A 14,127-nucleotide genomic window follows, 5' to 3' on the forward strand; every position below is an offset into this window, starting at 1 on the left:
ACGGCTTAATAATAATATCCACGTAAAAAAGGCGACCTGAATCCAGTCGCCTTTTTTGTTGCCTGCGATTAGCGCGGTTTCGCCTTAAGCGGGAAGCGGCGGCGCACCAGCACAAAGAAGAGCGGGACAAAGAAGATCGCCAGCACCGTGGCGGAAATCATCCCGCCCATCACCCCGGTGCCGACCGCGTGCTGGCTGCTTGAGCCTGCACCGGTGCTTGTCGCCATCGGCAGCACGCCAAAAACAAACGCCAGCGAGGTCATCAGGATTGGCCGCAGACGCTGGCGGCAGGCGTGCAGCGTCGAGGCGAGCAGATCTTCGCCGCGGGCATTCATCTCGTTGGCGAACTCAACGATCAGAATCGCGTTCTTCGCCGAGAGGCCAATCACCGTCAGCAGACCCACCTGGAAGTAGACATCGTTCTCCAGCCCGCGCATCCAGGTGGCTACCAGCGCGCCAATCACGCCCAGCGGCACCACCAGCATCACCGAGAAGGGCACCGACCAGCTCTCATACAGCGCGGCCAGGCAGAGGAAGACCACCAGCAGAGAAACGGCATAAAGCGCTGGTGCCTGCGCGCCGGAGAGCCGCTCCTGATAGGACATCGCCGTCCACTCAAGGCCAAAGCCGGTCGGCAGCTGGCGCACTAATTTCTCCATCACATCCATCGCCGTACCGGTACTGACGCCCGGTGCGGCTTCGCCGACTATCTCTACCGCCGCATAACCGTTGTAGCGCTCAAGACGCGGCGAGCCGGTTTGCCAGTGTGAAGTCGCAAAGGCAGAGAAGGGCACCATTCCGCCGCTGCTATTGCGGACATACCAGAGATTAATGTCATCCGGCAGCATGCGGAATTTCGCCGCCGACTGCACATAGACCTTCTTCACGCGGCCGCGATCCATAAAGTCGTTAACGTAGCTGGAGCCCCAGGCGGTCTTCAGCGTGTCGTTAATATCATCAATCGAGACGCCCAGCGCCTGCGCTTTGCGCTGGTCGATATCAATCTGCAACTGCGCGCTGTCATCGAGGCCGTTGTGGCGCACGCGGGTCAGAGCCGGATCTTGTGAGGCGAGCTGAATCAGCTGGTCGCGCGCTGCCATCAATGCATCGTGACCGGCACCGGCGTGATCCTGCAACTCCATATCAAACCCGGCAGAGCTGCCCATACCGCTGATCGCCGGCGGGCTACCGGCAAAGACGCGCGCCTCTTTAATACGGCTAAAGGCTTTGGTGGCGCGCTCGATAATGGCAAAAGCGCTGCCGTCCGTGGGATCGCGCGACTCCCAGTCCTTCAGGCGAATGAAGAGGCGGGCAACGTTTTGCCCGTTGCCGCCCGGGCCGGAACCGACGGTGGCGAACACCGACTGCACATTCTCTTTTTCATGAGTGAAGAAGTAGTGCTCGACCTTCTGCACCACCTTCAGCGTCTGCTGCTGCGTTGAACCGCTCGGCAACTGAATGGAGGTGGTAAACATGCCGCGATCCTCCAGCGGCAGAAACGAGGTCGGCAGGCGCATAAACAGCAGCACCATCACGCCAATCAGCAGCAGATAGAGCAGGATCCAGCGCAGAGCGTGGTGCAGGATTTTACCCACCGCATTTTGATAGCGGTCGGCATTACGGTTGAAGACCCGGTTGAAGGCGCCGAAGAAACCTTTCTGCCCGTGCTGCTCGCCTTTGTGCAGCGGCTTAAGCAGCGTGGCGCAGAGGGCTGGTGTCAGGATCATCGCCACCAACACCGAGAGCACCATCGCCGAAACAATGGTGATTGAGAACTGGCGATAGATGGCGCCGGTGGTGCCGCCGAAGAAGGCCATCGGCACAAACACGGCGGAGAGCACCATCGCAATGCCGACCAGCGCGCCCTGAATCTGCCCCATCGACTTGCGCGTCGCCTCGCGCGGCGAAAGGCCCTCTTCGCTCATGATGCGCTCGACGTTCTCCACCACCACAATCGCATCATCCACCAGCAGGCCAATGGCGAGCACCATCGCAAACATGGTCAGGGTGTTGATGCTGTAGCCAAAGGAGTAGAGCACGCCAAAGGTGCCGAGCAGCACCACCGGCACGGCGATAGTCGGGATCAGCGTCGCGCGGAAGTTCTGCAAAAAGAGGTACATCACTACAAATACCAGCACAATCGCTTCGAGCAGCGTCTTCACTACATCGATGATTGAGGCTTTAACAAACGAGGCGGTTTCATAGGCCACTTTGTACTCAAGGCCGTGAGGGAAGTAGTGCGACAGCTCATCGAGCCGCTGGAGTGCCAGTTCTGCCGTCTCCATCTCATTCGCCCCGGAGGCCAGCTTCACCCCCAACCCGGAGGCGGCTTTACCGTTATAACGGCTGAGATAGTCATACTTCTCCGCACCCAGTTCGACGGTTGCCACATCGCCAAGACGCACTTCCGATCCGTCAGGATTGACGCGCAAGGTGATAGCGCGGAACTGCTCTGGTGTTTGTAACAGCGACTGCGCATTGATGGTGGCGTTCAGCGCCTGGCGGTCAACGGAGGGCGTACCACCCAGTTGACCAACGGCAATCTGCGCATTCTGTGAGGCGATAGCGCGGGTCACATCGCCGGTGGTGAGTTGATAACTGGTGAGCTTCGACGGGTCGAGCCAGATGCGCATGGCGTACTGCGAGCCGTAGGCGTCGATATCGCCGACGCCGTTGACGCGGCTTAACGGGTCCTGAATGTTACTCGCCACATAGTCGGCAATATCCTGCTTATCCATCGACCCATCGGTGGAGACAAACGCGATGGTGAGGATGTTGGTATCGCCGGTTTTGCGCACCGTCACCCCCTGGTTCTGCACGGTTTGCGGCAGCTTGCGCATCGCGGACTGCAACTGGTTTTGCACCTGCTGCACCGCTTCATCGGGATCGGTACCGGCACGGAAGTTCAGGGTGATCGACGCCTGGCCCGTGGCGCTGCTTTGCGAGGACATATACATCAGGTTATCGAGCCCGGTCATATTCTGCTCAATCACCTGCGTGACGGTGTTTTCCAGCGTCTGCGCCGACGCACCGGGGTAGTTGGCGGTGATGCGCACATTTGGCGGCGCTAAATCGGGGTATTGCTCAACGGGCAATGAGCTAATGGCGAGCGCCCCGGTCAGACAGATCAGGATCGCCAGCACCCACGCGAAAATGGGGCGATCGATAAAAAAGTTCGCCATCAGAAACAGGACCTCATATTGCTGCGCATGATTAGGGTGAGAATAACCGCCTCAATGTAGCGGTAATAGCGACACCAATCGTGGAGAAATAAAGGAGAAAGTGTAAATTATCATGCCCGATTGAGGCATCACGAGGCAGAACGCAATTTAAGCCAAATTTTCTGCTGCGCGAACCCACTCTCAACGTCGATTCTTTACCTTTACTTAGCTTTCGTCCAGCGGAGAGACGATTACAGGGACTGTAGACCATCTGGCGCGATTGCGCAGGCCTGCAACTTTTCTGAAAAGCAGAGATAAATTGATCTGCTACATGTTCGTGACAAATAGATAACCTTTCTGGGCAAATGGACATTGCCTGCCCGCAGGCACCCCGGTAAATAGAGTAGTCATATAAAAGATAAGGTTTATCCAGCCAATCAAGAAGGGTGCCATGAACCGTTTTATTATGGCGAATAGCCAACACTGTATTGGATGTCATGCCTGCGAAGTGGCCTGCGTAATGGCGCACAACGACGAGCAGCATCCCCTTACCCCTGATGTGTTTTACCCACGTATTACCGTTATCAAACACCCCCAGCAGAACAGCGCGGTGACCTGCCACCACTGTGAAGCGGCTCCCTGCGCGCGCAGCTGCCCAAACGGTGCCATCACCCGCGTCGATGACACCGTGCAGGTGAATCAGCAGAGATGCATCGGCTGCAAATCCTGCGTTGTCGCCTGCCCGTTCGGCACGATGCAGGTGCTGGTCACCTCGGTAAAAGGGCAGATAAAAGCCACCGCCCACAAATGCGATCTCTGCGCGCAGCGCGCAGCAGGCCCGGCCTGCGTGGAGAACTGCCCGGCGGATGCGCTCACCGTAGTTAACGCTGAAGCACTGGCAAAGATGGCGAAAGCGCGGCGATTGCGCAGCGCCAGCCAGCAGGCGCTGCCGTGGCACGATGTTCCGGCGCAGAACGACAGCAAAATGCGCCAGCTGCGTAATAGTGCCGCGCGTGGCGAGCCGGATAAGCTGGCGATCGCGGCGCGGAAAACGGGCTTTGATGAGATCTACCTGCCGTTTCGACCCGCGCAGGCACAGCAGGAGGCGCAGCGCTGTTTAACCTGCGGCGAGCACAGCATCTGCGAAGGGCGCTGCCCGCTGCATAACCATATTCCCCAGTGGATTGAGCGCGTAAAAGCGGGCGATATCGCCGCGGCGGTGGAGCTTTCGCACCAGACCAACTGCCTGCCGGAGATCACCGGCCGCGTCTGCCCGCAGGATCGCCTCTGCGAAGGGTCGTGTACTCTGCGCGATGCCTCCGGCGCGGTCACCATCGGCAATATTGAGCGTTACATCTCCGATCAGGCGCTGGCGCAAGGCTGGCGGCCCGACTTGCGGCAGGTGAAGCCCGTCGATAAGCGCGTGGCGATTATTGGCGCAGGGCCTGCGGGGCTGGCGTGCGCCGACGTGCTGGCGCGTCATGGCGTCAGTGCCACCGTCTTCGATCGCCACCCGGAAATCGGCGGCCTGCTCACCTTCGGTATTCCGGCCTTCAAGCTCGACAAATCCCTGCTGGTGCGGCGGCGCGAAATCTTCAGCGCAATGGGCATCCGTTTTGAGCTTAATTGTGAAATCGGCAAAGATCGCTCAATGGAGCAGTTGCTTGAAGAGTTTGACGCGGTGTTCATCGGCGTCGGCACTTACCGCTCGATGAAAGCCAACCTGCCCAATGAAGAGGCGCCAGGCGTCTACGATGCATTACCGTTCCTGATTGCCAACACCAAACAGCTGATGGGGCTTAAGACTACGTTGGATGAGCCGTTTGTCGACACCGCCGGGCTTAACGTGGTGGTGCTGGGCGGCGGCGATACGGCGATGGACTGCGTGCGCACCGCGCTGCGTCACGGCGCGGCACAGGTCACCTGTGCTTACCGCCGGGATGAAGCCAATATGCCCGGCTCGAAAAAAGAGGTGAAAAATGCCCGCGATGAGGGGGCGAACTTTGAGTTCAACGTCCAGCCGCTCAACATTGAAGTGGATGATTTGGGCAAAGTGAGCGGCATACGTTTACAGCGCACGCAGCTCGGCGAGCCGGATGCGAAAGGCCGCCGTCGCCCGGTGGCGATCGCGGGCAGCGAGTTTATTATGCCCGCCGATGCGGTGATTATGGCCTTTGGCTTCAACCCCCATTCGATGCCGTGGTTGTCGCGCCTTGGGGTGCAGGTGGATGAGTGGGGGCGCATTGCGGCAAGCGTCAACAGCCCTTACCGCTATCAGACCACTCACCCGCAGATTTTTGCCGGTGGCGATGCGGTGCGCGGTGCCGATCTGGTGGTTACGGCAATGGCGGAAGGGCGTCATGCGGCGCAGGGAATGATGGCGTGGCTTGAGATTAACTCGCCGGAGAAACATTAACGGTACGGCGACAAAGCAGGCCCGGACGCGTACTATAACGCCATTCTGTTTCTCTTCTGGAGCCTGCTATGTTGCCAAAAATCGACGTGATTAAAGATAAGATCCTCTCCGAAAACTACTTTGTCCTGCGTAATATCACCTACGATTTGACGCGTCAGAACGGTGAGGTCATCCGCCATAAACGCGAAGTGTATGACCGCGGCAACGGCGCGACCATTCTGCTCTATAACCGCGAAAAACAGAGCGTGGTGCTTATTCGCCAGTTCCGTGTCGCTAGTTGGATCAATGGCAACGAGAGCGGCATGCTGATTGAAACCTGCGCCGGTCTGCTGGACGATGACGAGCCGGAAGTGTGTATCCGCAAAGAGGCGATTGAAGAGACCGGTTATCGGGTCGGCGAAGTGCGCAAAATCTTTGAGCTATTTATGTCGCCGGGCGGTGTAACGGAAGTCGTTCACTTTTTTATTGCCGAATATAGTGACGCGCAGCGCGCCAACGACGGCGGTGGCGTGGAAGATGAAGATATCGAAGTGCTGGAACTGCCGTTTGAACAGGCGCTGGCGATGATGGCAAGCGGCGAGATCCGCGACGGCAAGTCGGTCATTTTACTGCAGTATCTGCAAACCTCCGGACTGATGGCGTGACGCGCTTTTTCTACCCCTACCAACTTTCGCATGAAGCTATCCGATAAATCCGATTGAGCCGGTCAACCGCGGGAGTAAAGATACGCCAGTTTTGCGTCTATTCTTCCGGGGTTGCACCATTCATGCGTTATCGCAGCGTACTCACTCTCCTTTTCGGTCTTTGCACCGCACCCGCTCTATGGGCCGCGCCCGCACAGAAAACCTTCTCCGACTGGCAAGTAACCTGTAATAACCAGAATTTTTGCGTGGCGCGTAATATCGGCGAACACGCCGGGCTGGTGATGAGCCTTGAGCGCAGCGCCGGGGCGCGTGCCGATGCTGCGCTGCGCATCGATCTCGGCGGTATCGGTATTCCGGCGGGCAAAGCGCCGCCGATTGCCGGGCGGCTGCTGCTTGATGGGCAACCGCTGAAAATGATCAATACGGAGTGGAAGATCGCGCCGTGGCATCTGATGACCAGCAACCCGCAAACCGTTGCCGCGCTGCTGGAGACTATCCAGGAGGGGCAGACCATCACCCTGCAGAGCGGGCAGGGGCGTATTTCACTTGCCGGGCTGAAAGCCGCGCTGCTGTTTATTGACGCGCAGCAAAAGCGCGTCGGCAGTAAAACGGCGTGGATCAAAAAAGGGGGCAGCCCGCCGCTGAGCGTGCCGCCGGCGCCCGCCTTAAAAGAGGTCGTCCATCCCACTGCGGCACCCGCGCCGTTAACCCACCAGCAACTCAACGATCTGCTTGATTACGGCAACTGGCGAATGAGCAACACCCAGTGCTCCCTCGACCCAGCGCGCCGCCAGGTGCGGGTCTACGCCCTGACCAATGACAAAGCGCTGCTGATGATTGATTGCGAAGCGGGCGCTTACAACGTGGTCGATCTCGCCTGGCTTGTCTCACGACAAAAACCGTTTATCTCCCGCCTGGTGCGCCTGCGCCTGCCGTTCTCCCCCGATAACGGCAACAGCGAGATGGAGCTGATGAATGCCTCGTTTGATGAGAAGAGCCGCGAGCTGACAACGCTGGCAAAAGGGCGGGGCCTCGCAGACTGCGGCGTTGCCAGCCGCTGGCGTTTCGACGGGCAGAATTTCCGCCTCGTGCGTTACGCCCAGGAGCCAACCTGCGACAGCTGGCACGGCCCCGATTCATGGCCAACCCTGTGGGTCACGCGATAAGCGAGTGACGAAACCGCCCCGCGCTCATTATAATCCTCCGGCACAATGCAACCGGGAAGGGAATAATGAAACCTCTGTTTATGCCATGGCTTGCCTTAAGCCTGGCTCTTATCGCCGCTCTGCCCGCCAGAGCTGAACTCACCGCCGCCGACAATAAGGCCATCGCCGCGCAGGTTGAGCGCTGGAACAGCCACCTTAACGGCAAGGCCGACGCGGGCGATCTCTATGCCGACCAGGTGCGCTGGTTTGGCGAAAACCTCTCCCGCGACGCGGTGCTGCACAAACAGCAGGCGTTTGCTGACCGCGCGCCGCACTTTAGCCAGAGCATTATCTCCACGCTTGATATCAACGAAAACAGCGCGGGCGATGTCGAGGTCGACTTTGTCAAACAGGCCGGGCTGGAAGCGGACAAGCGTAAAAATTACCCCGCGCAGTTAACCTTCCTCCATCAGCCAGCGGGCTGGCGCATCAGCGCAGAGACGGATCTGCTCACGCGGCTGAATCAGAAAGAGTCGGCGGTGCAGGGCGCGCTGACCAGGGGCAAATTTGACGGCGTCACGAAAGAGACGGTGTGGGTGAGCGCCCGCGATCCGCACTCCGGCGGCAGCTGTACAGAAGAGGGCGACTGCGACTGCTCGCTGTGGAGTAGCAACCCGGCTGTAAAACCTGCCACGCTGCCGCAGTGTATTGGCGCCACCGTGGAGACGCTCTCCGGCCTTGACGACAGCGGTCGCGATCGGGTGGTGATCTTCCCGCAATGGTGGACCAGCGCGTGGAGCGTGGTCTACGTCTACGATATCCAGCAGGGAGAGTGGGTTAAATCTGTGCCCTCCTTCCCCTATAACAGCAATGTGCAGGAAGATGATGACGCTGCCGCGCTGGTGAAGCGCGATCCGCAGCATCCGGGCTTTGTGCTGGTGAAAAAAGCGCTGTGGGATGAGAAGCAGGAAGAGATTGTCACGCCGCAAGAGAGCGAAGCGTTGCAGGTAGTGAAATAAGAGAAAGCGCGCCTGCCGAAGCGGGCGCGCCTGAAGATTACTTCTTAAGAACCGCTTTGGCTTTCGCCACGATGTTCTCAACGGTAAAGCCGAAGTAAGGGAAGAGTTTCTCCGCCGGAGCGGACTCGCCATAGCCGGTCATGCCGACAATCGCGCCCTTCAGGCCAACATACTTGTACCAGTAATCGGCAATGCCGGCTTCCACCGCCACGCGCGCGCTGACATCCGATGGCAGCACTGATTCGCGCCACGCTTCATCCTGGGCATCAAAGATATCCGTGGAAGGCAGCGATACCACACGCACCTTCACGCCTTCGCTGCTCAGTTGCTCAGCGGCCTTCATGGTGATCTCCATTTCAGAGCCGGTGGCAATCAGGATCAGATCCGGCTTGCCGTCGCTATCTTTGAGGATATAACCGCCTTTGCTGATCGCCTTGACCTGCTCCGGGGTTCGCTCCATCTGCGCCAGATTCTGACGCGAGAGGATCAGCGCCGTTGGGCCATTGTGGCGCTCAATCGCCAGTTTCCAGCCGACTGCCGCTTCCACCTGGTCACAGGGGCGCCAGGTACTGAAGTTTGGTGTCAGACGCAGGCTGGCAATCTGCTCAACTGCCTGGTGGGTCGGGCCATCTTCGCCAAGACCGATAGAGTCATGGGTATAGACCATGATCTGCCGTGCTTTCATCAGCGCCGCCATACGCGCCGCGTTACGGGCATACTCAACGAACATCAGGAAGGTGGCGGTGTAGGGCACGAAACCGCCGTGATGGGCGATACCGTTAGCAATCGCCGTCATGCCGAACTCACGCACACCGTAGTGAATGTAGTTCCCGGCCGCGTCCTCTTTAATCGAGGTGGAGCCTGACCAGATGGTGAGGTTACTTGGTGCCAGATCCGCCGAGCCGCCAAGCAGTTCCGGCAGCACCGGGCCATAGCTGTTCAGGGTGTTTTGCGACGCCTTACGGCTGGCGATTTTCGCCGGGTTGGCCTGCAGGTTGTTGATGTACTCGGAGGTGATCTGCTCCCAGTTTTCCGGCAGTCCACCGCTCATGCGGCGTTTGAACTCGGCTGCCAGATCCGGGTACGCTTTCTCCCACGCTGCCAGTTTCTCATTCCACGACTGCTGGGCTTTCGCACCACGATCGTGTGCGTCCCACGCCTGATAGATCTCTTGCGGGATCTCGAACGGGCCGTAGTTCCAGCCCAGCTGTTTGCGGGTCAGCGCCACTTCTTCATCACCGAGCGCCGCACCGTGGGACTCCTCTTTGCCCGCTTTGTTCGGCGAGCCAAAACCAATCACCGTGCGGCAGATAATCAGCGTCGGCTTATCTTTCACCTGCTGCGCTTCTTCAATGGCCTTTTTCACCGCTTCCGCAGAGTGACCATCCACTTCGCTAATCACATGCCAGTTGTAGGCTTCAAAGCGTTTGGCGGTGTCATCGGTAAACCAGCCTTCGGTTTCGCCATCAATGGAGATGCCGTTGTGATCGTAGAAGCCAATCAGTTTGCCTAAGCCCAGCGTGCCTGCCAGCGAGCAGACTTCGTGGGAGATCCCCTCCATCAGACAGCCGTCGCCCATAAAGACATAGGTGTAGTGATCGACAATGTCATGGCCCGGACGGTTAAACTGCGCCGCCAGCGTGCGCTCGGCAATCGCCAGACCGACGGCGTTCGCCAGCCCCTGGCCCAGCGGGCCGGTGGTGGTTTCGACGCCCGGCGTATAGCCAATTTCCGGGTGACCCGGCGTTTTGGAGTGTAGCTGACGGAAGTTTTTCAGCTCTTCAATCGGCAGGTCATAGCCGCTGAGGTGCAGCAGGCTGTAGAGCAGCATCGAGGCGTGACCGTTGGAGAGAATAAAGCGGTCGCGGTTATACCAGGTCGGGTCGGCCGGGTTGTGTTGCAGAAAGTCATTCCACAGCACTTCCGCGATATCCGCCATCCCCATTGGCGCACCGGGGTGGCCGGAATTGGCTTTTTGCACCGCGTCCATACTCAGGGCGCGAATGGCGTTAGCAAGCTCTTTACGGGACATAGTTCACTCCGTGGCAAAAGGTTAAAGTTTGGCAGCAAGCAGATCTTCGAGTTTGCGCTGGTCGACGGCGAACTGGCGGATGCCGTCAGAGAGTTTCTCAACCGCCATCGGGTCGAGGTTATGTTCCCAGCGGAACTCCGCTTCGGTCATCTTCGCCTGGCGCGAGAAGGTCTGGGACGACGGCACCAGTTTGCGCTCGACGGTGCCTTCATGCTCCTGCAACTCTTGCAGCAGGGCAGGCGAGATGGTGAGACGGTCGCAGCCGGCGAGGGCGAGGATCTGCTCGACGCGGCGGAAGCTGGCGCCCATCACGATGGTCTCGTAGCGGTGCTGTTTGTAGTAGTCATAGATATTGCGTACCGATTTCACGCCCGGATCTTCATCTACCACGTAGGGATCCATCGGTTTGCGGTCGTTGTACCAGTCGTAGATGCGCCCGACGAACGGCGAAATCAGATAGACACCCGCTTCGGCACAGGCGCGCGCCTGGGCAAAGGAGAAGAGCAGCGTCAGGTTGCAGTCGATACCCTCTTTTTGCAGCTCTTCTGCCGCGCGGATACCTTCCCAGGTGGAGGCGAGTTTGATCAGAATGCGTGACTTATCGATCCCCTGCTCCTGGTAGAGCTCAACGATACGGCGCGCTTTGGCAATGCTCTTCTCTTTGTCGTAGGAGAGCCGCGCATCGACTTCGGTGGAGACGCGGCCCGGAATGCTTTTCAGAATTTCCGCACCGATATTGACCGCCAGTTTGTCGCTCGCTTCCGCGACCTGCTGCTCCTGGGTTTTGCCGCGCGCTTTGCCATACTCCAGCGCGTCGTCGACCAGATGGGAAAAGTGGCCCAGCCCTGCGGCCTTCAGCAGCAGAGAGGGGTTGGTGGTGGCATCTTCCGGCTGGTAATGGCGAATGGATTCGATGTCGCCGCTGTCCGCCACTACGGTGGTGAACTGTTTCAGGCCGTCTAAATAATTCATGAAGATAACTCCTTAAAAAGCAGTGTGTTATTTACGCGCGTCGCATCGCGCTGTTGTCAGGATGAGAGCTGCATAACAAAAAAGCATAGCAGACGCAGCCCTTTACGGGGTTTTGCGGTAGGTAACAAAGATGGGAGATATACGTAACGGTTTTGTTGATGCGATGGTCAGAGTATGGCGACCTTCAAAGTTTACGCCGCCGACAAAGGCCATACTGGTCGGTGCATTGGAGTGTCATCACGCGTTAACACTCTTGACGCTGAAAGCAACGTGAAAGGAACATCTAATGGACGACCAATTAAAACAGAGTGCCCTCGATTTTCACGAGTTTCCCCGCCCGGGTAAGATTCAGGTTTCCCCTACCAAACCGCTGGCGACCCAGCGCGACCTGGCGCTGGCGTACTCGCCCGGTGTTGCCGCTCCCTGTCTGGAAATTGAGAAAGACCCGCTGGCAGCCTACAAATACACCGCGCGCGGCAATCTGGTGGCCGTTATCTCCAACGGCACCGCCGTGCTCGGCCTTGGCAATATCGGCGCGCTCGCCGGTAAGCCGGTGATGGAGGGCAAAGGCGTTCTGTTTAAGAAATTCGCCGGTATTGATGTGTTCGATATCGAAGTTGACGAGCAGGATCCCGACAAACTGATCGATGTGGTCGCTGCGCTGGAGCCGACCTTTGGCGGTATTAACCTGGAAGATATCAAAGCGCCGGAGTGCTTCTATATTGAGGCGAAACTGCGTGAGCGCATGAACATCCCGGTGTTCCATGACGATCAGCACGGTACGGCGATCATCAGCACTGCCGCTATTCTCAACGGCCTGCGGGTAGTGGAAAAGAATCTCTCTGACGTGCGCATGGTGGTTTCTGGCGCGGGTGCGGCGGCCATCGCCTGTATGAACCTGCTGGTGGCGCTGGGGATGCAGAAACACAATATTGTGGTCTGTGACTCGAAAGGGGTGATCTACAAAGACCGCGAGCCAAACATGGCAGAGACCAAAGCCGCCTATGCGGTGGAGGACAACGGCAAACGCACGCTGGCAGAAGTGGTGGCGGGCGCGGATATCTTCCTCGGCTGCTCGGGGCCAAAAGTGCTGACCCCGGAGATGGTGAAAGAGATGGCGCGCCAGCCGCTAATTCTCGCGCTGGCTAACCCGGAGCCGGAGATCCTGCCGGATCTGGCAAAATCGGTGCGCCCGGATGCGATCATCTGCACCGGCCGCTCGGACTACCCCAACCAGGTTAACAACGTGCTCTGCTTCCCCTTTATTTTCCGTGGCGCGCTGGATGTTGGCGCAACGGCGATCAACGAAGAGATGAAGCTGGCGGCGGTGCATGCCATTGCCGAGCTGGCGCACGCCGAGCAGAGCGAAGTGGTGGCCTCGGCCTATGGCGATCAGGATCTCAGCTTTGGGCCTGATTACCTGATCCCGAAACCTTTCGACCCGCGTTTGATTGTCAAAATCGCGCCAGCGGTGGCAAAAGCGGCGATGGAGTCCGGCGTGGCGACGCGCCCGATTAGCGATTTCGACGCCTATGTCGATAAGCTCGCCGAGTTTGTCTACAAAACGAACCTGTTTATGAAGCCGATCTTCTCCCAGGCCCGCAGCGCGCCGAAGCGCGTGGTGCTGACGGAAGGGGAGGAGCCGCGCGTGCTGCATGCTACTCAGGAGCTGGTGACACTGGGGCTGGCGAAGCCGATCCTGATTGGTCGCCCGAGCGTAATTGAGATGCGAATTCAGAAGCTGGGGCTGCAAATCCGCGCCGGGGCAGATTTCGAGATTGTGAATAACGAGTCCGACCCGCGCTTTAAAGAGTACTGGACCGAGTACTTCAACATTATGAAGCGCCGGGGCGTAACGCAGGAGCAGGCGCAGCGCGCGGTGATTGCTAACACCACGGTGATTGGTGCCATCATGGTGCATCGCGGTGAAGCGGATGCGATGATCTGCGGCACCATTGGTGAATACCATGAGCACTTCAGCGTGGTGCGCGACATCTTTGGTTATCGCGACAGCGTGCATGCCGCAGGCGCGATGAATGCGCTGCTGCTGCCAAGCGGCAACACCTTTATCGCCGACACCTACGTGAACGAAGATCCGAGCGCCGATCAGCTGGCAGAGATCACCCTGCTGGCGGCGGAGACGGTGCGCCGTTTCGGTATTGAACCGCGCGTGGCGCTGCTTTCGCACTCCCAGTACGGCTCATCCAATGCGCCAGCGGCGGTGAAGATGCGTGAGACCTTAGCGCTGGTGCGCGAGCGGGCACCGGAGTTGATGATTGACGGCGAGATGCATGGCGATGCGGCGCTGGATGAGTCGATTCGTCAGGACAGAATGCCCGACAGCCCGCTGAAGGGTACGGCGAATATCCTGATTATGCCGAACGTAGAAGCCGCGCGAATCAGTTACAACCTGCTGCGGGTTTCCAGCGCCGAAGGGGTAACCGTCGGGCCGGTGTTGATGGGGGTGGCGAAGCCGGTGCATGTGTTGACGCCGATCGCCTCCGTGCGGCGGATCGTCAATATGGTGGCGTTAGCGGTGGTCGAGGCGCAGACCGCGCCGTTATAACCTTCAGCAGGATCAGGTTCGTAGGCCGCATAAGCGTTAGCGCCATCCGGCAATGGGGCTTACATGTTGGATGGGGGGAAGGGTTCCGTTCACCATGCGTGCGGCGGGATTTGTTTATCACCGGTGCGGTGAACGGGACAAGGGGAGCGGCCGCGCTCCCCTTGTCAATCCC

The 14,127-nt window shown here is 58.8% G+C and carries 8 protein-coding genes; 5 read left to right on the plus strand and 3 right to left on the minus strand.

Features of this window, described 5'->3' with window-relative positions; genetic code table 11:
- Positions 1-68: 68 nt before the first annotated feature.
- Positions 69-3,182, minus strand: a complete 3,114-nt coding sequence (acrD, locus tag IAE50_RS13270) for a multidrug efflux RND transporter permease AcrD (protein WP_200580447.1) — start codon at positions 3,180-3,182, stop codon at positions 69-71.
- A 430-nt stretch (positions 3,183-3,612) separates the two neighbouring features.
- Here acrD and aegA point away from each other — a divergent pair, with 430 nt between their 5' ends.
- From aegA to IAE50_RS13290, 4 genes are all read left to right on the plus strand, one after another.
- Positions 3,613-5,577, plus strand: coding sequence for a formate-dependent uric acid utilization protein AegA (aegA, locus tag IAE50_RS13275; protein ID WP_200580448.1), 1,965 nt, complete (start codon positions 3,613-3,615; stop codon positions 5,575-5,577).
- Positions 5,578-5,645: 68 nt separating this feature from the next.
- Positions 5,646-6,221, plus strand: a complete 576-nt coding sequence (gene nudK / locus IAE50_RS13280) for a GDP-mannose pyrophosphatase NudK (RefSeq protein ID WP_200580449.1) — start codon at positions 5,646-5,648, stop codon at positions 6,219-6,221.
- A gap of 122 nt (positions 6,222-6,343) precedes the next feature.
- Entirely contained in the window at positions 6,344-7,387 is a 1,044-nt protein-coding gene (locus tag IAE50_RS13285) for a DUF1176 domain-containing protein (RefSeq protein WP_200580450.1), read from the plus strand.
- Positions 7,388-7,452: 65 nt separating this feature from the next.
- Entirely contained in the window at positions 7,453-8,385 is a 933-nt protein-coding gene (locus tag IAE50_RS13290; protein WP_200580451.1) for a hypothetical protein, read from the plus strand.
- 37 nt (positions 8,386-8,422) lie between these two features.
- Here IAE50_RS13290 and tkt read toward each other — a convergent pair whose 3' ends face one another.
- Both tkt and tal read right to left on the minus strand, forming a co-directional pair.
- On the minus strand, positions 8,423-10,417 hold the full coding sequence (tkt, locus tag IAE50_RS13295) for a transketolase (protein ID WP_200134664.1): 1,995 nt from the start codon (positions 10,415-10,417) through the stop codon (positions 8,423-8,425).
- A gap of 21 nt (positions 10,418-10,438) precedes the next feature.
- Positions 10,439-11,389 (minus strand): transaldolase, encoded by a 951-nt coding sequence (gene tal / locus IAE50_RS13300; RefSeq protein WP_023481168.1) that lies wholly within the window; start codon positions 11,387-11,389, stop codon positions 10,439-10,441.
- 286 nt (positions 11,390-11,675) lie between these two features.
- Between tal and maeB the strand changes: the two genes are divergently transcribed.
- Entirely contained in the window at positions 11,676-13,955 is a 2,280-nt protein-coding gene (gene maeB / locus IAE50_RS13305; RefSeq protein ID WP_023481217.1) for an NADP-dependent oxaloacetate-decarboxylating malate dehydrogenase, read from the plus strand.
- Positions 13,956-14,127 lie beyond the last annotated feature (172 nt).

Origin of the sequence: Kosakonia sp. S42 (assembly GCF_016624785.1) — a bacterium.
Lineage (GTDB): Bacteria > Pseudomonadota > Gammaproteobacteria > Enterobacterales > Enterobacteriaceae > Kosakonia > Kosakonia cowanii.

Excerpts from the sequence above, each read along its gene's own strand:
- acrD (WP_200580447.1), bottom strand. The coding sequence starts at position 3,182 with ATGGCGAACTTTTTTATCGATCGCCCCATTTTCGCGTGGGTGCTGGCG.
- aegA (WP_200580448.1), top strand. The coding sequence starts at position 3,613 with ATGAACCGTTTTATTATGGCGAATAGCCAACACTGTATTGGATGTCAT.
- nudK (WP_200580449.1), top strand. The coding sequence starts at position 5,646 with ATGTTGCCAAAAATCGACGTGATTAAAGATAAGATCCTCTCCGAAAAC.
- IAE50_RS13285 (WP_200580450.1), top strand. The coding sequence starts at position 6,344 with ATGCGTTATCGCAGCGTACTCACTCTCCTTTTCGGTCTTTGCACCGCA.
- IAE50_RS13290 (WP_200580451.1), top strand. The coding sequence starts at position 7,453 with ATGAAACCTCTGTTTATGCCATGGCTTGCCTTAAGCCTGGCTCTTATC.
- tkt (WP_200134664.1), bottom strand. The coding sequence starts at position 10,417 with ATGTCCCGTAAAGAGCTTGCTAACGCCATTCGCGCCCTGAGTATGGAC.
- tal (WP_023481168.1), bottom strand. The coding sequence starts at position 11,389 with ATGAATTATTTAGACGGCCTGAAACAGTTCACCACCGTAGTGGCGGAC.
- maeB (WP_023481217.1), top strand. The coding sequence starts at position 11,676 with ATGGACGACCAATTAAAACAGAGTGCCCTCGATTTTCACGAGTTTCCC.